This window comes from Yaniella sp. (genome assembly GCF_030453185.1).
Classification (GTDB): domain Bacteria; phylum Actinomycetota; class Actinomycetes; order Actinomycetales; family Micrococcaceae; genus Yaniella.
Map to the genome: position 1 here is coordinate 1 of NZ_JAKDKW010000055.1, position 16174 is coordinate 16174.

At 55.6% G+C, this 16174-nt stretch carries 16 protein-coding genes; 13 read left to right on the forward strand and 3 right to left on the reverse strand.

Annotated elements, in window-relative coordinates:
* Positions 1-936 (reverse strand): substrate-binding domain-containing protein (locus L0H14_RS08630; protein WP_301421669.1); only part of this gene is annotated, 936 nt, incomplete at its 3' end.
* Positions 937-1104: 168 nt separating this feature from the next.
* Between L0H14_RS08630 and L0H14_RS08635 the strand changes: the two genes are divergently transcribed.
* The gene (locus L0H14_RS08635; protein WP_301421670.1) at positions 1105-1620 is read left to right on the forward strand and encodes a MarR family winged helix-turn-helix transcriptional regulator; all 516 of its coding nucleotides are present in this window, start codon (positions 1105-1107) and stop codon (positions 1618-1620) included.
* Positions 1621-1668: 48 nt separating this feature from the next.
* On the opposite strand, the gene L0H14_RS08640 is transcribed toward L0H14_RS08635, so the two are convergent.
* On the reverse strand, positions 1669-2856 hold the full coding sequence (locus L0H14_RS08640; RefSeq protein WP_301421671.1) for a polysaccharide deacetylase family protein: 1188 nt from the start codon (positions 2854-2856) through the stop codon (positions 1669-1671).
* 235 nt (positions 2857-3091) lie between these two features.
* On the opposite strand from L0H14_RS08640, the gene L0H14_RS08645 reads away from it, so the two are divergent.
* From L0H14_RS08645 to L0H14_RS08680, 8 genes are all read left to right on the forward strand, one after another.
* Positions 3092-3775, forward strand: a complete 684-nt coding sequence (locus L0H14_RS08645) for a TetR family transcriptional regulator (protein WP_301419255.1) — start codon at positions 3092-3094, stop codon at positions 3773-3775.
* Positions 3776-3782: 7 nt separating this feature from the next.
* On the forward strand, positions 3783-4709 hold the full coding sequence (locus L0H14_RS08650; RefSeq protein WP_301419257.1) for an ABC transporter ATP-binding protein: 927 nt from the start codon (positions 3783-3785) through the stop codon (positions 4707-4709).
* Positions 4706-6355: an ABC transporter permease gene (locus tag L0H14_RS08655; protein WP_301419259.1), complete on the forward strand. Its 1650-nt coding sequence runs from the start codon at positions 4706-4708 to the stop codon at positions 6353-6355. The genes L0H14_RS08650 and L0H14_RS08655 overlap by 4 nt, the downstream gene beginning before the upstream one ends.
* A gap of 176 nt (positions 6356-6531) precedes the next feature.
* Entirely contained in the window at positions 6532-8226 is a 1695-nt protein-coding gene (locus L0H14_RS08660) for a TrkA family potassium uptake protein (protein WP_301421672.1), read from the forward strand.
* 108 nt (positions 8227-8334) lie between these two features.
* On the forward strand, positions 8335-9171 hold the full coding sequence (locus tag L0H14_RS08665; RefSeq protein ID WP_301421673.1) for an ABC transporter ATP-binding protein: 837 nt from the start codon (positions 8335-8337) through the stop codon (positions 9169-9171).
* Positions 9168-9806 carry an ABC transporter permease gene (locus L0H14_RS08670; protein ID WP_301419265.1) on the forward strand — a complete coding sequence of 213 codons (639 nt, stop codon included), beginning with the start codon at positions 9168-9170 and terminating at the stop codon, positions 9804-9806. Before L0H14_RS08665 ends, L0H14_RS08670 begins: the two co-directional genes overlap by 4 nt.
* Positions 9803-10504, forward strand: coding sequence for an ABC transporter permease (locus tag L0H14_RS08675; protein WP_301419267.1), 702 nt, complete (start codon positions 9803-9805; stop codon positions 10502-10504). Before L0H14_RS08670 ends, L0H14_RS08675 begins: the two co-directional genes overlap by 4 nt.
* A 40-nt stretch (positions 10505-10544) precedes the next feature.
* Positions 10545-11474 (forward strand): ABC transporter substrate-binding protein, encoded by a 930-nt coding sequence (locus L0H14_RS08680; protein WP_301421674.1) that lies wholly within the window; start codon positions 10545-10547, stop codon positions 11472-11474.
* Between the two features lie 7 nt (positions 11475-11481).
* Here the strand turns inward: L0H14_RS08680 and L0H14_RS08685 are convergent, their stop codons facing one another.
* Positions 11482-12747, reverse strand: coding sequence for an AI-2E family transporter (locus tag L0H14_RS08685; protein ID WP_301419272.1), 1266 nt, complete (start codon positions 12745-12747; stop codon positions 11482-11484).
* A 178-nt stretch (positions 12748-12925) separates the two neighbouring features.
* On the opposite strand from L0H14_RS08685, the gene L0H14_RS08690 reads away from it, so the two are divergent.
* The 4 genes from L0H14_RS08690 to bcp are packed head-to-tail and all read left to right on the forward strand — an operon-like array spanning position 12926 to position 16112.
* Positions 12926-13765 (forward strand): metal ABC transporter ATP-binding protein, encoded by an 840-nt coding sequence (locus L0H14_RS08690; RefSeq protein WP_301419273.1) that lies wholly within the window; start codon positions 12926-12928, stop codon positions 13763-13765.
* A 3-nt stretch (positions 13766-13768) separates the two neighbouring features.
* Positions 13769-14668: a metal ABC transporter permease gene (locus L0H14_RS08695; protein ID WP_301419275.1), complete on the forward strand. Its 900-nt coding sequence runs from the start codon at positions 13769-13771 to the stop codon at positions 14666-14668.
* Positions 14665-15597 (forward strand): zinc ABC transporter substrate-binding protein, encoded by a 933-nt coding sequence (locus tag L0H14_RS08700; protein ID WP_301419277.1) that lies wholly within the window; start codon positions 14665-14667, stop codon positions 15595-15597. The genes L0H14_RS08695 and L0H14_RS08700 overlap by 4 nt, the downstream gene beginning before the upstream one ends.
* A 35-nt stretch (positions 15598-15632) precedes the next feature.
* Complete coding sequence (gene bcp, locus L0H14_RS08705) at positions 15633-16112, forward strand: thioredoxin-dependent thiol peroxidase (protein ID WP_301419278.1); 480 nt, start codon at positions 15633-15635, stop codon at positions 16110-16112.
* Positions 16113-16174 lie beyond the last annotated feature (62 nt).

The window sequence follows — 16174 nt, forward strand, 5'->3', positions numbered from 1 at the left end:
ATTGATGACTCGGTTAAAGTCCCTGATATTTATGCTGCCGCTCAACTTGGCTAAGGCCGACAACGTGTAGATTCCCTGATAACACGACTGCGCCATATTATTTAGCGGCGGCGCTGTTGCCCCGTGTACGTTGACATATCTACCAAGAAAATCGACCGCTTCGGGACTTGTCAATGTGCGAAAATAACTGGCGGAAGAATACAGATTCTTCGTTGCTTCCACACCACTCGCCAGAAGGATGTTTTCATCCATTAATGGACTGTACCGAGTAATGGAATCATGCAGACCCGCCTCAGCGAACACTCGGTTAAAATCCACCGCATCTTGGCCGACAAGCAGCATGAGCACTGCATCACAACCACTTTCGGTAACCGCCTGCGCAACAAGTGGGTCCTCGCCTGCTCCCATCTCGACAAATGTGTTGCCCACTATTTCTAGTCCCAGGTCCCCTGCCGCCATGACTGTCTTCTGTAAAGAACGCACAGGCCAAATGTAATTCGCACCCACCACGTACCATTTGCGATGTCCGAGGTGTTCCCGTAGCCATTTCAGCGCAGGGAAGATCTGTTGTTCGGGGTTTTCTCCTGTCAGGAAGAGGCCTGGGCTTTGCCTTTCCCCTTCCGACAATGAAGTATAGACATAGGGAATGCGATTGTTCAGCAGAGGCACAAGACGTTTCCGTATCGACGAAATATGCCATCCCGTGAGGGCATCAATGCGATTCGTAGCGACGAATTGTGCGATGTCTTTCGCAATTACATCCGGCTGCCGGCCACCATCGATATAGACGAGTTCTACAGCTCGGCCATCAATGCCGTTTGCCTGGTTCAGCTCCCCTTTGGCCTGTTCGGCAACTGCTACGCATGAAGGTCCGAAAATCCCTGCGGGGCCTTGAAATGGAACGAGGATGCCGATTCGGTACCCATCGGAGTGCATTCGGGGGCGCACCTCCTCACGGGGATAAAAGTTCACCTGGTTATTGAAAAGTTGGAGAACCATATCGGTTGGAATCGAAAATTCACCATTTTTAAATGCCGAATGTGAAAAGTCTCAAGTAAACTGGCCTGCACTAGTTGTCTGATTTGCCGTTGAAGGAGTCCGCTGATGCAAACCCCAGGTAGCCATCACGACCTCAATTTGTCACAGAATCCTTCAAATGGGATCTTAGTCACATCACTTGTGCAGACTACCAAAGAATTTTCTTCATCGGTTTCGGACATTATCGCTCCGCATGGATACACCGTGGATGAGTGGTTGGTCCTCCGCGCTATCCAGCACAATGACGGCAGCTTTGTGTCACAGATCTCAGATGCCTCCGGCTGTGCTGGTGCGGGGCTAACTCGAGCGGTGGACAAACTTGTGTCCAACGGGCTTGTCTACCGAGAAGCCAGCCAGATCGATCGACGCAAAGTTGTTGTCTTTATAACAGATGTCGGCCGCGAGGTCTGCGAAGAGATCAATAGCCGAATTCTCAAACTTGAGGATTCTATACAGCACGCGTTATTGGGTGCCGGACTCTCATCACAGGCATTGACCGGGCTGCTCGAAGTCTTAGGAAGCCTCACCTCGCCTTCGACGCAACAGGACCGCTCAACTCTTCAGGAGTCCATTGTCCGCTAGGCCTACTCAGCAGGTAGGAGAAACCGGGCGCACCATAACCTGAAAGTTTTATGATGTACCCGAAATGGTGTCGGGCCGTTGTTCATCCAGCACTGATGCTGGATCAAAGAACTCGCTCACGGTCTCAGACTTGCCCTCAATGGCATTCTTCAGAGAAATTCCGTCGACGTTGATACGCGCTTGTCGTAGGTAATCAGGTTCAAGCTGCCCCCAGGCTGGCACGGAGGTGTCAATGCCGAAGAACGCGTTGACTCCTTGGTCGTTGAGATAGCTAAATTTCTCTCCGCCGTAATCCTCAACGCCAGCAATATCGGCGCCAAAAGGGTAGATCAACAAATCCGTCTCACCAATCAGTGGTTCCACTTCACGCTGCCATTTTTTGTGATCTTCCTGGATAAACGACAGCGGTGAGGATGTGTAGTTGATATGACCCCAGGAGTGCGTCGCAAACTCCCAGCCGTTGTCTTTCATTGCATCAGCAATATCTTGAGCAGTCTCTTTATCTTGCGCAATGTCGTCGTTGGTTTCTGCATAAGCGAGATCGGAAGTACGGTATCCGAAAATGCCGTTATAGCCGGTCAGCGCAACAACACCTTTCGCTCCGTTGTGCGAGAAATCAGGGTTTTCCTCCACGAATTTGTCGAGCAACGAAACAAAGTCGTAGTCGCCAGTGTGAGTCTCTCCGTTGGCATCTGTGTACTCATGCAGTACTTCATCGCCTTCCAGGACGAGTCGATCCGCAAATCCGTCGCCCTCCATATATTCGTAGTACGACAGGTCATCAAACGAGAGGACCAAAGGCTTCTTGCCTTCAGGCAACTCCAGGGGCTTGTTTTCTACGCTGCCATCGGAGTTAGTGGTATACAAATCATGCGGGCTCACCAGAATGTAATCCCGGTCGTACACCTGCTGAATAATCTCATTGAACTCATCAATGGTGACCATGTAGTCAAGGTAGCCGGCCGAATCTTCGTCTCCGTCAAAAGCTCGTTCGGGGTCGGCAACCAGCGAATGAAAGAACAGATGGGACACGTTGGCGTTATCGTCCCACGTCACCAAGTCAGCAGTTTCACTCGGCGATGGTGAGGCAGAAGCAGTAGGCGAAGAACTCGACGGTGCCTGAGGACTAGACGGAGCAGGTGTGCCAGTGATTTCTTGTTGCCCACATGCAGCCAATGTCACGGCGCTTGTCAACACGAGTAGTGGGAGCAAGGTGGATTTTTGCATAATTCCCATGGGAATGGTCCTAACCTAGAGGTTCGTCCATCTTTCGATGCCGTACATCGACCAAATGCTACGTGATAATCCTCACGTAATAATACCGCCTGGCGCACCGGGGGCCAGCTCCAAAACGCCCAGACCATCAAGGTGTTTCATGAAGCCTCACCCGCCCTCATGAAAGTCTTGACTCCCAACACGATAAAATTTTAGACTGACTGAATAAACAGTCAGTCATCAAAAAGGGACGCTTATGTCACCCAAACACAGCGTGAGTCAGGACGGAGCGGGGCGCATCCTTGCTGCCGCAATACTGCTATTCGGTGAGCATGGGGTTCGCGGGACAACACTGAAAGCTGTCGCTGCCGAAGCAAACGTCTCACAAGCGCTCATTGTGCATCATTACGGCACAAAAGAGGGGCTACGTGCGGCCTGTGATGAATATGTCGCCGACGCAATCCGCGAGCGCAAAGAGGAGACGTTAGCAGCAGAGCCGCAGCTCGATCCGCTGATGGCCCTGCGCCACCTAGAGCATGGTCGACCACTATTGCGCTACCTCATTCGGACACTGACCGAGGGCGGCTCGCACGCCTCAGAGCTGATCGACGGGATGGTCGACGACGCCGAGCACTACATGGCACAGGGTGAGCGCGATGGAGTCATCAAGTCCAGCGAGGCCCCCCGCGACCGAGCCGCACTGCTGGTGATCTGGTCTATGGGGGCGTTGGCCCTGCATGAACATGTCGAGCGCCTGCTCGGAGTGGACTTCCTCGCAGCAGACGCACCGCCCGAAAGTCTCCAACGCTACCTCCGCCCGGCGATAGAGCTTTTTATGCATGGGCTCATGGAGGAAAACTCATTCGACAGCTTGGCAGGTTTCCTCGGCGATACCGAAGCACCAGACGCAACCAAGACCAACCACGACGATAAAAAGTGAGGCTCCAATGAATACGACTTCGGCAATATCCACCCGCGGTCTGGTCAAAACCTTCGGCCATACACGAGCGCTGGATGGCCTGGACCTTGAGGTCGAAAAGGGCGAGGTGCATGGTTTCCTTGGGCCCAACGGTGCGGGCAAATCAACTACGATCCGTGTCCTGCTGGGATTGCTGCGTGCCGATGCCGGGACCGTGCAGCTGTTGGGCGGCGATCCGTGGAAGGACGCTGTTGCTCTGCACCGACGTCTAGCCTATGTCCCTGGCGATGTCGAGTTGTGGCCAAATCTGACCGGCGGAGAGGCAATCGATGTATTCGCTCGCCTGCGAGGCACACTGGACCGAGCCCGCCGTGACGAGCTTTGTGAACGGTTTGATTTAGACCCCACGAAGAAAGCACGCACCTATTCCAAGGGAAACCGGCAGAAAGTGGCGCTGATCTCTGCCCTGGCTTCTGATGTTGAGTTGTTGCTCCTCGACGAGCCCACAGCTGGTTTGGACCCACTGATGGAAGTCGTGTTCCAGCAGGCCATCCGCGAGGTGAAGGACGCTGGCACCACCGTACTGTTGTCGAGCCATATCTTGTCACAGGTCGAGGTGTTGGCCGACCGGATCTCAATCGTTCGACAGGGCAGCGTCGTCGAAACCGGCAGCCTGGCTGAGCTGCGCCACATGACTCGTACCACGGTGATAGCCGAGACCGACCACCCGGCGGAACACCTCGCACAGCTCACGGGCGTCCACGACTTTTCCAAGCAGGACGGCAAAATTCGATTCCAGCTCGACGGTGACAGCTTCGACGACGCGATGCGGGCTCTGACACCCTTGGGCGTGCGTTCGTTAGTCGCACACCCGCCGACCTTGGAGCAGTTGCTTATGCGCCACTATGGTGACGCCGCCAATGGAGCAGAGGAAACACAGGAGGCCCCTCAATGACCACCTCAACTCACGCCCCTCGTCATCGCCAGGCTGAAACTACTGCTGCATCGCGGCTGGCTGGGACCGGGACCATGATCCGTTTGGCGCTGCGTCGGGACAGGCTCAGATTGCCGGCTTGGATCGCTGGCCACGGGCTACTGGTCTTGTACATCGGTTCAACCCTCCCCCAGCTCGCTCCAACCAAGGAGGATCTTGCCGGCATCACGTCACTGCTCTCGCAGCCTGTGGGTAGGATGTTTACCGGCCCGGCCTTTGGCATGGATGATGTGACCTATGAGCGGTTCTTCGCGGCCGGGTATGTGCCGTACCTGTTCATCCTGGCTGCGCTGATGAACATCATGCTGGTCATCCGTCACACCCGCAAAGAGGAACAGACCGGACGGGCCGAATTAATTCGCGCAAGCGTCACCGGCCGACACACGGCTTTGACAGCCACCTTGGTGGTCGCCGCGCTCGCCAACATCACAGCAGGTGCACTGGTGGTCCTCCTGGCGGTCGCCTTGGACTATGCGTTTGTTGGGTCGCTATTGGTTGGTTTGGCCACCGCTCTAACTGGGTTTGCTTTCGCCGGGGTGGCATCCGTAACGGCGCAGCTGAGCGAATTTTCGCGCTCTGCCACGGGTATGGCCGGCGCCGCCCTCGGTGTGGCTTTCGTACTACGAGCGCTGGGCGACATGATCGCGGTCGGCGGCTCTGCACTCTCGTGGGCTTCGCCGCTGGGATGGGCCGCGCAGACTGCTCCCTATGTGGAAGACCGTTGGACCCCACTGCTGTTATCTGCGGGCCTTGCGGCAGTGACCATCGCCGTTGCTTTCGCCCTGCAGCGGCGTCGCGACTTCGGTGCAAGTCTGTTCCCGCCCCGGCCTGGACCGGCACGCGCGGCACCTTCGCTGGGCCACCCAATCGGTCTTGCGTTGCGATTACAACGCGGGGGCCTGCTGGGCTGGGGCGCCGCCATCTTAACGCTGGGCGTTATCGACGGACTGTTCACGCAATCAATGCTGGATGCCGGGGAGGAAATGCCGCCACAACTGAGCGCGGTGTTTGGCAGTGAACAATTACTCGACGGGTACGTCGGGTTCCTCGGGGCTTTCACAGCCATCTTCGTGGCAGCGTACGTGGTGCACGCGATGCAAACGTTAAAGGCCGAGGAGGACACCGGGCGCGCCGACGCTGTGCTTGCTACCCCGGTAAACCGGATTGGCTGGCTTGGTGCGCACGGTGCAGTGATTGCGTTGAGCGCCATCTTGATCACGTTGATCACCGGCGTCGGCGCCGGAATCGCGGCTGCCGCGGTCACCGGCGAAGGTGAACTCGTGGGCTCCTTGGTGATGGCGCATTTCGCGGTCCTTCCGGCACCCCTGACCGTACTGGGGCTGTGTGCTGCGCTGTTTGGTCTGCTCCCGCGGCTGGTGGCACCGGTCGGGTGGCTACTGGTCGCTGTGCTCGGTATCGTCGATCTGTTTGCTGATCTGCTCGATTTGCCAGAGTGGTTCCGCATGCTGTCACCCATGTGGCATTTGGCTTCTGTACCTGTGGAGGGGTTTGATGGCGCCCCATTCATCGTACTCAACGGGGTCACGCTTGTGGCGTTCGTCCTGGGAATGGCAGGATTTCGCCGCCGCCAAATCAACGTTGTCTAACGAAACCACTCGAGAGGCAGCGCGGAACTCGCCGTCGAATCTACGCGTCTGCCGCGTTGCCTCGGCTCAACAACCGAATTACGATGGTGAGCTTGTGTTGAAAGTCTGCGCCGTTCCGTACCGTCCATATCAGCAATCAGAAGAGCTACAACCGCCTGGACAATTAGGGAGTCAATTTGGCACATGGAGAAAAGAAACCGTCTGTCACCAGAGCGTTGAAATATAATCACGGTTCGCGCCTGGTGCTGTGGATATTTTCTACCGGTGTCGTTCTGGTGCTTGCCTACAGCGTCGTTTTCCAGTTCCTGATGGCTCGGGAAGGGCAGTCCCACACTTGGACCGATGCCGTATACTGGACGATTACCACCATGTCTACGCTGGGTTATGGGGACGTCACGTTCCAATCGGAGCTGGGTCGCATGTTCTCCATGCTGGTGCTCTTGAGCGGTATTCTCCTGATCGTAGTACTCCTGCCGTTCTCGTTCGTGCAGTTCATTGTCGCTCCCTGGATGAATCAGCGCGAAGCAGACCGTGCACCGCGATCGGTCCCCACCAACGTACAAGGCCACATCATTCTGGCCGGCCTCGACGTCGTCACCCAGACGTTGGTGGCTCGAGCCAAACGTTCCGGAAGACCAACGGTCGTGATCGTCGAAGATACAAACCAGGCCGTTCGCTTGCATGACGAAGGCTACCGAGCGATGGTCGGATCACTCGATTCTCCCGAAACGTATCGAAAAGCCCGGGTAGAGCAGGCCGCCATGGTGACCTCAACGCAGGCGGACACCACCAATAGCAACGTCGCCTTCACGGTGCGTCAAGTCGACCAGGATGTCACCATCGCGGTCACAGCGCAGAAAAAGGCGTCGGTGGATGTACTCGAGTTGGCCGGTGCGAATCACGTGTTGCGGCTGGCACCAACATTGGGCCGCGAGTTGGCCCAACGCAGCCTTGGGACCACCGGTCGACCGCATGTCATTGGACACTTCGGCGAAACTCACATTGCTGAAGCCGCCGCCCGTGGCACTGCATTAGTTGGCAAGACTGTGGCCGAAGCACAGCAGCACATGAACTCGAATCTGCGCATTCTTGCGACCATGCGCCTCGGACGACTGGGGGCAATAGGAACCGAGGAACCGATCGATGAAAAGACCGTATTGATCATCGCGGCGAACAGCATAGTGCTGGAGGAATACGAGGCGCAATTCCGTGATACATCAAAGCCTGAGAGCCCCGTCTTGATCCTAGGAGGCGGCCAGGTGGGCCAAGCGGCCGCCAAAGAATTCGAGAAAACCGGGGTCCCCTACACCATCGTGGAAAAAGTTCCCGGCCGCACTCCCTCGCACTTGAACGTCGTTGAAGGCGACGCCGCAGAACTCAACATTCTGCGCGAGGCCGGGTTAGACGAAGCCGCCGCTGTCTTAGTAACCTCCCATGACGACGACCTCAACGTCTACCTCACCCTGTACTGCCGCAGACTACGGCCCGAACTCCAAGTGGTAAGCCGCGCCACCTACGAACGCAACGTTGCCACCCAGTACCGTGCCGGAGCCGATAATGTCTTATCCTATGCCACCATCGGAGCCACCGCACTGTGGAATAATTTCGGACCTGACCACCGCGTCGTCATCGCCGAAGGCAATGAACTGTTTCCCGTACCTATTCCGTCTTCACTCGCTGGTACCGCGTTGTTCAACCTCAAAATCTATGAAGAAACAGGGTGTCGCATCGTAGCCGTGACCAACGGCGACAAGGGGTTGCTGCCCACCACCGAACGAATACCGACGACGCCTGATCACAAACTGTTGTTACTCGGCGACCGCCACGCCGAGCGAGCGTTTCGGCACAAGTACCTACGAGAACGAGGCTGACGGTCGTCATCCTCAACAGGAGTTGGGTAAACCTGCCGTCATATGAGCACAAGGCGCTAGCATCGAGAACAGCCTTGAATGTTCAACCGAAAGACAGCGACATCCTGCATGATCTCATTTGAATCGGTGACCAAAACCTATCCGGGTCCCCGCCGTTCCGCTGCCGACGTTGTCGCAGTGCACGATACGAGCTTTAACGTCGATACCGGCACCATCACCGTCTTGGCTGGCTCCTCAGGCTGCGGAAAAACCACGTTGTTGCGCATGGTCAACCGCATGGTTGCCCCCACGTCTGGTCGCGTACAGATCAACGGTGACGACATTGCGCATATGAATCCGGTGCAATTGCGACGCAAGATCGGCTACGTCATGCAGCACGCCGGTCTGTTGCCGCATAAAACAGTGGCCGAGAATATTGCGGTGGTCCCCCGTCTCAACGGTGCAACTCGTGCTGAAGCGAAACGATCGGTGGATCGCATGCTTGAAATGGTGGAACTCTCAGCAGATATGGCAGACCGATACCCGGCTGAACTCTCCGGTGGGCAGGCTCAACGTGTGGGAGTGGCACGAGCACTGGCCGATGAACCACGGATTTTGTTGATGGATGAGCCATTTGGTGCGGTCGATCCGCTGGTCCGCACCGGGCTACAGCAACAACTCATCGACATTCAACATGAGCTTGGCACCACAATGCTATTTGTCACCCACGATATGAGTGAAGCACTGCGACTCGGGCACGAGATCATTTTGTTGGCAAAGCAGGGACGCATTATGCAGCAGGACTCCCCCACCAGGCTGGTAGAGCAACCCGCTAACGCGTTCGTCGAAAATTTTCTTGGGCTCAACGCCGCCGAGAAGGCCCTTCGTACACGCACAACCGCGGATGGTCGCACCATGGTTGTGGATGCTCACGGTCGGCCAGCAGGTTTTCTGGAGCAAGCATGAACTGGGTGACCAATAACCTGGAAACGATTCTCAGTGCTCTGGGGTGGCATGTTGCCCTCAGTGTGCCGGCTATCGTGGCGGCGCTGCTGTGTGCGATTCCGCTGGGCTGGTTGGCGCACCGGCTCCCCCGCTACTCCGGGCCAATCATTACCGGTTCCGGTCTGCTCTTTGCCATCCCCTCGCTGCCACTGTTAATCCTACTGCCGGTCATTACCGGGGCCGGGATGCGCGATGGCATTAACGTGGTCATCGCGCTGACACTTTATGGCATCGCCCTGTTGGTACGTTCGGTGGCCGATGGTTTCAACTCCATCTCGTCCGAAACACGTTTGGCCGCCACCGCTCTCGGCTATTCAGGGGGTCGCCGGTTCTTGACCGTCGAGCTCCCGTTAGCCGCACCAATTATTTTGACAGGTCTCCGCGTGGTGACCGCATCCACGATTGCCCTGTGCACGGTTGGAGCTGTGCTCGGCATCCCTTCGTTGGGCACCCTCTTTACCGACGGGTTTCAACGCCAGATCCTGGCCGAAATCATCACTGGGATTGTCCTGACCCTCGGGCTGGCAGGTTTGTTTGACGGTCTCTTGGTAGTACTGGGCAAGATGTTGATGCCCTGGCAGAAGCAGGTCGCATGAACGTTATCCAAGAAACCATTAACTGGCTGGTCAGTCCCCAAACGTGGAGCGCCGACGGCCACGATATGATTGCCCGCAGCCTGGAACACTTGCAATACAGTGCCATCGCCGTGGCCTTTGCCGCAGTACTGGCCATCCCTGCCGGGTGGTTTATGGGACACACTCGTCGGTTCTCCGGCGTCATCGTTGGAATCACCGGCGCCGCACGCGCCCTGCCGACTCTGGGCCTGGTCACCCTGTTTGGATTACTCTTAGGCATCGGTCTGGTGCCGCCCATGATCGCCCTGGTGATTCTCGCGATCCCATCGATTCTGGCGAGCACGTATTCCGGCATCTCTGCGATCGACACGTCGGTCTTAGATGCAGCACGAGCACAAGGTTTTACCACTCGACAGTTGATCGCCCGGGTACATTTGCCCCTGGGATTAGCCATGATCGTCGGTGGGCTGCGCTCCGCGTTCATCCAGGTCATGTCGACGGCAATTCTGGCAGCCTATGTTGGGGCCGGCGGACTGGGGCGGTTCATTTTTCTGGGTATTAACACACAGCACACCGCGATGTTACTGGGTGCTTCGGTCTGGATCATGGTGCTGGTGATCGTTGTCGACGTGCTCTTTGGGACCATCCAACGATTCGCCACACCGGCGGGCGTACGTCGTCTCAATGCAACGACCAGCGCGCAGTCTAGCGCCGGCTGACGATTGCTGTGCACCCGCGCTGAACGTAGCATAGAGCCTTATGATCTCTCATCGTGCAAAACATCCCCGTAGCGTATTCCTTCCCCTTGCTTCCACGGCTGCCGCGGCACTGCTGCTTACCGCATGTGGTGCCGATTCGGATCCGCTCGAGGACGACGAAACCACGCAGGCCGACGGTGACACTATTGTGATCGGTTCCCAGGCATATTATTCCAACGAGATTATCGCCGAGATTTATGCGCAAGTACTCGAGGATGAAGGATTCGAAGTCCAACGAGATTTCCAGATCGGTCAGCGCGAAGTGTATATGCCAGAACTTGAGTCCGGCGAGATCGATCTGGTGCCGGACTACACGGGCAACCTGGTGCAGTATTACAGCGACGAGGCTGATTCTGGCTCACCCGAAGAAGTCTACGAGCAGGTGGGTGATGCTCTGCCGGAGGGACTGCAAGCCTTAGATTTTGCCGAAGCCACCGACCAGGACTCCTATACGGTCACATCTGAGACTGCCGAAGAGCATGATCTGACCACCATCGGCGATCTAACCAACCTGGGCGATTCCGTGTCCATGGCCGCAAACTCCGAGTTCGAAACCCGCCCCTACGGGCCAGAGGGTGCCCAAGAGCTTTACGGTGTCACCATCGAGCTGACCGGTGTGGAAGATTCTGGTGGCCCGCTGACGGTCGGTGCACTGACCGACGGTGATGTGCAAGTTGCCGATATTTATACGTCGTCACCGGCCGTTGAAACCGAAAACCTCGTGGTGCTGGAAGATCCCGAGTACTTGGTCCTGCCGCAGAACGTGGTGCCGGTGGCCGATGAGGATTTGGATGAGGAGGCCGTCGAGGCCCTCAACGAAGTCCAGGCCCAACTGGGGGCCCAGGACCTCGTTGAGCTCAACACCCGTTCGGTTGAAGATGAAGCTCCGGCCGCAGACGTTGCGGCTGAATGGCTGGAACAGCAGGACTAAGGAACGCTTATTCTGCGCTGATTTTTTCTCTGGCCTCGGCAATTTTGCGGGCCTTTTTGGCTTGCTTTTCAGCTTTGTGCTGCTCTTTGAGCTCGTTTTGGCGGCGTTTGCGTTCCATACCAACCATTTCAATTTGTTCTTCGGCCCGATCCACCGGATCCCATTGGGCTGGTACATCGCGATCGGTCCACACCTTGATGACGCTCCAGGCAACCGCGACCATTGGCACCGACAGCACCGCACCGATAATGCCGGCCAGCACGGTCCCTGCGGTCAAGGCCATCAAGATCACCAGCGCGTGCAGGCTCAGGGTCTGAGCCATCACCACGGGCTGCAAGAAGTTACCTTCGAGCTGGTTGACCAGCACCACAGCGGCCAACACAATGAGCGCCACGACGGGTCCATTGGCAACGAGCGCGACCAAGGTGGCCAAAACACCGGCCGCCGTAGCACCGACCAGCGGAATGAACCCACCTAAGAACACAATGACGCCGAGCGGCAGGGCAAGAGGCACCTGCAAAATGAACAGCGCCAGCATAATGCCGATGGCGTCGGCGGCTGCCACAATGGCGGTGCCGCGGATGTAGCCGCCGAAAGTATGCAGTGCACGATCACCCGACACAATCCACTTGGCCCGGTAGTGGTCCGGTGACCAGGAGACGAAGAACGCCCAAATGCGGTCGCCGTCTTTCAAAAAGAAGAACAGGATGACCAGCAACAAAACCAAACTGGTGAAGAATGTGCCGGCGGCGCTAATAGTGGTGACCGCGCCGGTACCAAATTCCGCAGAGGTCAAAAAGCCGGTAACGGTGTCGAGAGCTGAGTCAATCTGCTCTTGTCCGAGACTAATACCGAGGTTGCCGGTGAGCTCAGTGGCCAGATCGCGTAACTGATTGAAGCCTTGTACGGCCTGATCAACGAGCGTCTCCCACTCATTGATCACCGAGAAGACCAGCCCGGTACCAATACTGCCAAGTACCAACAGTGAGCCCAGGAAGACCGTCCATGCGGCCAAGAGGTTCGACATGACCTTGCGACACAACCGAACCAATGGCCACAGCGCACAGGCCAGGATAATCCCGATCATGGCGGGGATGACGACGACAGTCAGGTTCAGTAGCGCAATGACCACCATGCCGACGACAGTACCCACAAGCAAAATCTGCAGGGCTCGGATCCCTATGCGACCGAAGATGTCGGTCCATAACGCAGAAACCGTAAATGACGGTTGCTTCTTTTCTTGCAGTTCTGCTTCATACAGTGAATCGGTCACGTAGTGCCTCCAAAAATTCCTACCACCGTCTTCTTCGTCACATCATACTGTGCACATACTCGTCCACCTACTACTTGCTACGGGGTCGGCAAAATAGCCAGCGACTTCGGACGACTGGACTTGTAAGTTCGTTGAGACGAACATATACTTATGTGCATGGAACAACTGTGGGGCTTCAATGAATCCCGCGCAAACAGGACGCGGCGATTCCTGCATTGCATTCGACCAATACAATTGTGCTCACCCACACCCCACTCATGAGAGCAAAGGCCACCACGTGACTCCCGACGCGCTATCCATACACAACCTTCATGTGTCATACCAGAGCACCAAAGCCGTGACCGGACTGAACTTACAGGCGCCTGCGGGTCAGATGACCTGCATTGTCGGTCCCAATGGATCCGGCAAATCCACGACGCTCAAAGCATCACTGAACCTCGTGGATCACGCGTACGGTACGGTGCGATTCTTCGGAAAGCCCCTGAAAAAAATACGCCATCGTATCGGCTACGTGCCGCAGCGCTCAACAACGGACTGGGACTTTCCTATCAACGTTATTGACACCGTGCTATTGGGGACGTTTCCGAACTTACGCACCTTTCAACGCCCCGGTGTCGAGCAGCATAAAATAGCAAGAAACGCATTAGAACGTGTCAATATGACGGAATTTGCGAATCGACAAATCTCCGACCTTTCCGGTGGCCAACAACAGCGTGTTTTCATCGCACGCTCGCTCGCACAGCAGGCAGATCTCCTGCTGCTTGACGAACCACTTATAGGCATTGACGCTACTACTGAGGCCGACATCATCGGAATTCTCACTGAACTATGCGCTGCTGGTAAAAGCGTGGTGATGGTCCATCATGATCTGTCGAACGTGGAAGAGTATTTCGACCGCATTGTCATGGTCAATCAGAAGCTAGTGGCACAGGGGCCCGTCCAGGATGTCCTGACATCCAACAATTTAAGAAAAACATTTGGAGCGAATCTATTGGGTTTGCCAGAGCGTGTGGAGTGATCAGTGGAATTTATTAGCGATGTACTCAGCTATCCTCATCTGGCTCGGGCTGCTATCACTGCCGCGGTCATCGGCGTTGCGTCTGGCGTTATTGGTTCGATCATCATTCTTCGCGGTCTTTCTTTGATGGGCGACGCCATTTCACACGCTGTAATGCCAGGCATTGCAGTCTCATTTCTACTAGGCACCAACGTGTTGATCGCAGCTTTACTATCGGGGCTTTTCGCAGCCGGCAGCATTGGGTTTATCAACAATAACTCGCGCTTGAAACGCGACACTTCTATTGGGATAGTATTCACAGCATTTCTCGCTGCGGGGGTACTGCTCTGGGCTCGCACAAACTCTGCGATGACCATCGAAGCCGTTCTATTTGGTGATGTGCTGTCAACACGCCCTTCGCAAATGTTTCAGTCTATTGTTATCGCAGCAATCATTATCGGACTAGTGGTGTTGTTTTATAAGCAATTGATGATCACGACTATGGACGCTGAAGTAGCCAAAGCCTTTGGCTTCCCAACCAGAGCTATTCAATATGCTGTACTAATTGGGCTAGCGGTGGTCACGGTCTCCGCTGTTCAAACTGTTGGGGTAATTCTTGTGGTGGCCATGCTTATTACGCCTGCCGCTACCGCATATTTGTTAGTAAGAAAATTCTCCACCATGATGTGGTTGGCTGCGTTCTTAGGCATGACATCTTCCATTGTCGGAATGTATTTCAGCTACAGCTGGACACTACAATCCGGCCCTGCAATCGTACTCGTCGCCTTTGCCATGTTTCTTCTCGCATTTTTCTTGAGCCCTCGCCAAGGTTTTGTATGGATTCAACTGCATAAAATCCACGAACGTCGTCAAATTCACTCCACCGAATCAGCTAATTCTGCAAAGGAAAACACGTTTTCATGAACAAAAGACATGTGACCACTTCACTGGCTGCCCTCGGCGCCCTGCTGCTGGCCGGATGTAGCTCTGGGGATGATCAGAGCGTAGCTCAAGACGAGCAAATTCAAGCCGTGTCCACCTTTTCGATCCTTTCAGATATCGTTGCGGAAATCGGGGCTGATCACGTCAAAGTGCACAATATCGTGCCAGTAGGCAACGACCCCCACGAATACAGCGCCACCCCAGAAGATACAAAGGCTATGTCCAACGCTGATGCCTATTTCTATAACGGGCTAAACCTTGAAGGTGGCGAAAATGGCTGGGCTGCACGCATGGTGGAGTCAGTCGGTTTGGAGGAGGACAGGGTTTTTGAAACCACCGAAGGTGTAAAACCCATGTATCTTACAGAGGAAGAGTCCGACCAATCGATCAATCCCCATGCTTTCCTAGATCCCAACGTTGGGATCATTATGGCAAAAAACGTGGCTGCGGGACTCATCGACGTTGACCCTGACCATGCCGAAGAGTACAAGCAGAATTTAGAAGATTACGTACAAGAGCTGACCGAAGTTGATAAACGATACCAGCATGAAATCGGCGATCTTGAGGAAGACCGTCGTGTACTCGTCACTTCAGAACGCGCGTATCAGTACATGGCGGACAGTTACAACCTATTAGAAGGCTACATCTGGGCGGTTGACACCGATGACATCGGCACCCCGGACCAGATGATTTCGGCTATTGATTTCGTCAATGAACACGAGCCAAAGGCACTGTTTGTTGAATCTAATGTCACTCCCGGACCAATGGAAACCATTTCTGAAGAGACCGGTGTGGAAATCTATGCCACAATCTTCTCTGATGAACTTGCTTCAAAAGGTGAACCCGGCGACACCTATCTTGGGTTCCTCGAAGAAAACTTGCAAGAGATCTCTGAGGGATTGCAGCAGTAGACTTGATGATGTTTTCTTGTTGAAAGGACCGTTTTATGACTGACAACCGTCTGTCCGCCGGCGATACCGCTCCGGCATTTTCCCTGCAGAACGCCAACGGCGACACCGTCTCGCTGGCCAACTACGCAGGTGAGAAAGTGATCATCTACTTCTACCCCAAGGCCATGACCCCCGGTTGCACCATCCAGGCCTGCGACTTCCGCGACCGTCTGGAACGCTTTACCGCCGACGGCTACCGGATCCTAGGCATCTCCCCGGACCCGGTCGACAAACTGGAAAAGTTCACCGAAAAAGAAGAACTCAACTTCCCCGTGCTCTCCGATGAGGACCACGCGGTGGCCGAAGCCTACGGCGCCTGGGGCGAGAAAAAGAACTACGGCAAAGTCTACGAAGGACTGATCCGGTCGACCATCGTCGTCAACGAACAAGGCACGGTTGACGTAGCCCAATACAACGTGCGAGCCAAGGGCCACGTGGATAAATTGCGCCGCGACTTAGGCCTTGCCGAGGCCTAAGGTTTCAATTAGCAGGGCTATTTCAAAGTCGTGCGTGGTGAGTAGGGAATTTTGGATGTGCT

Coding starts and splice junctions, on each gene's coding strand:
- L0H14_RS08635 (WP_301421670.1), top strand. CDS start 1,105: ATGCAAACCCCAGGTAGCCATCACGACCTCAATTTGTCACAGAATCCT.
- L0H14_RS08640 (WP_301421671.1), bottom strand. CDS start 2,856: ATGGGAATTATGCAAAAATCCACCTTGCTCCCACTACTCGTGTTGACA.
- L0H14_RS08645 (WP_301419255.1), top strand. CDS start 3,092: ATGTCACCCAAACACAGCGTGAGTCAGGACGGAGCGGGGCGCATCCTT.
- L0H14_RS08650 (WP_301419257.1), top strand. CDS start 3,783: ATGAATACGACTTCGGCAATATCCACCCGCGGTCTGGTCAAAACCTTC.
- L0H14_RS08655 (WP_301419259.1), top strand. CDS start 4,706: ATGACCACCTCAACTCACGCCCCTCGTCATCGCCAGGCTGAAACTACT.
- L0H14_RS08665 (WP_301421673.1), top strand. CDS start 8,335: ATGATCTCATTTGAATCGGTGACCAAAACCTATCCGGGTCCCCGCCGT.
- L0H14_RS08670 (WP_301419265.1), top strand. CDS start 9,168: ATGAACTGGGTGACCAATAACCTGGAAACGATTCTCAGTGCTCTGGGG.
- L0H14_RS08675 (WP_301419267.1), top strand. CDS start 9,803: ATGAACGTTATCCAAGAAACCATTAACTGGCTGGTCAGTCCCCAAACG.
- L0H14_RS08680 (WP_301421674.1), top strand. CDS start 10,545: ATGATCTCTCATCGTGCAAAACATCCCCGTAGCGTATTCCTTCCCCTT.
- L0H14_RS08690 (WP_301419273.1), top strand. CDS start 12,926: ATGAATCCCGCGCAAACAGGACGCGGCGATTCCTGCATTGCATTCGAC.
- L0H14_RS08700 (WP_301419277.1), top strand. CDS start 14,665: ATGAACAAAAGACATGTGACCACTTCACTGGCTGCCCTCGGCGCCCTG.
- bcp (WP_301419278.1), top strand. CDS start 15,633: ATGACTGACAACCGTCTGTCCGCCGGCGATACCGCTCCGGCATTTTCC.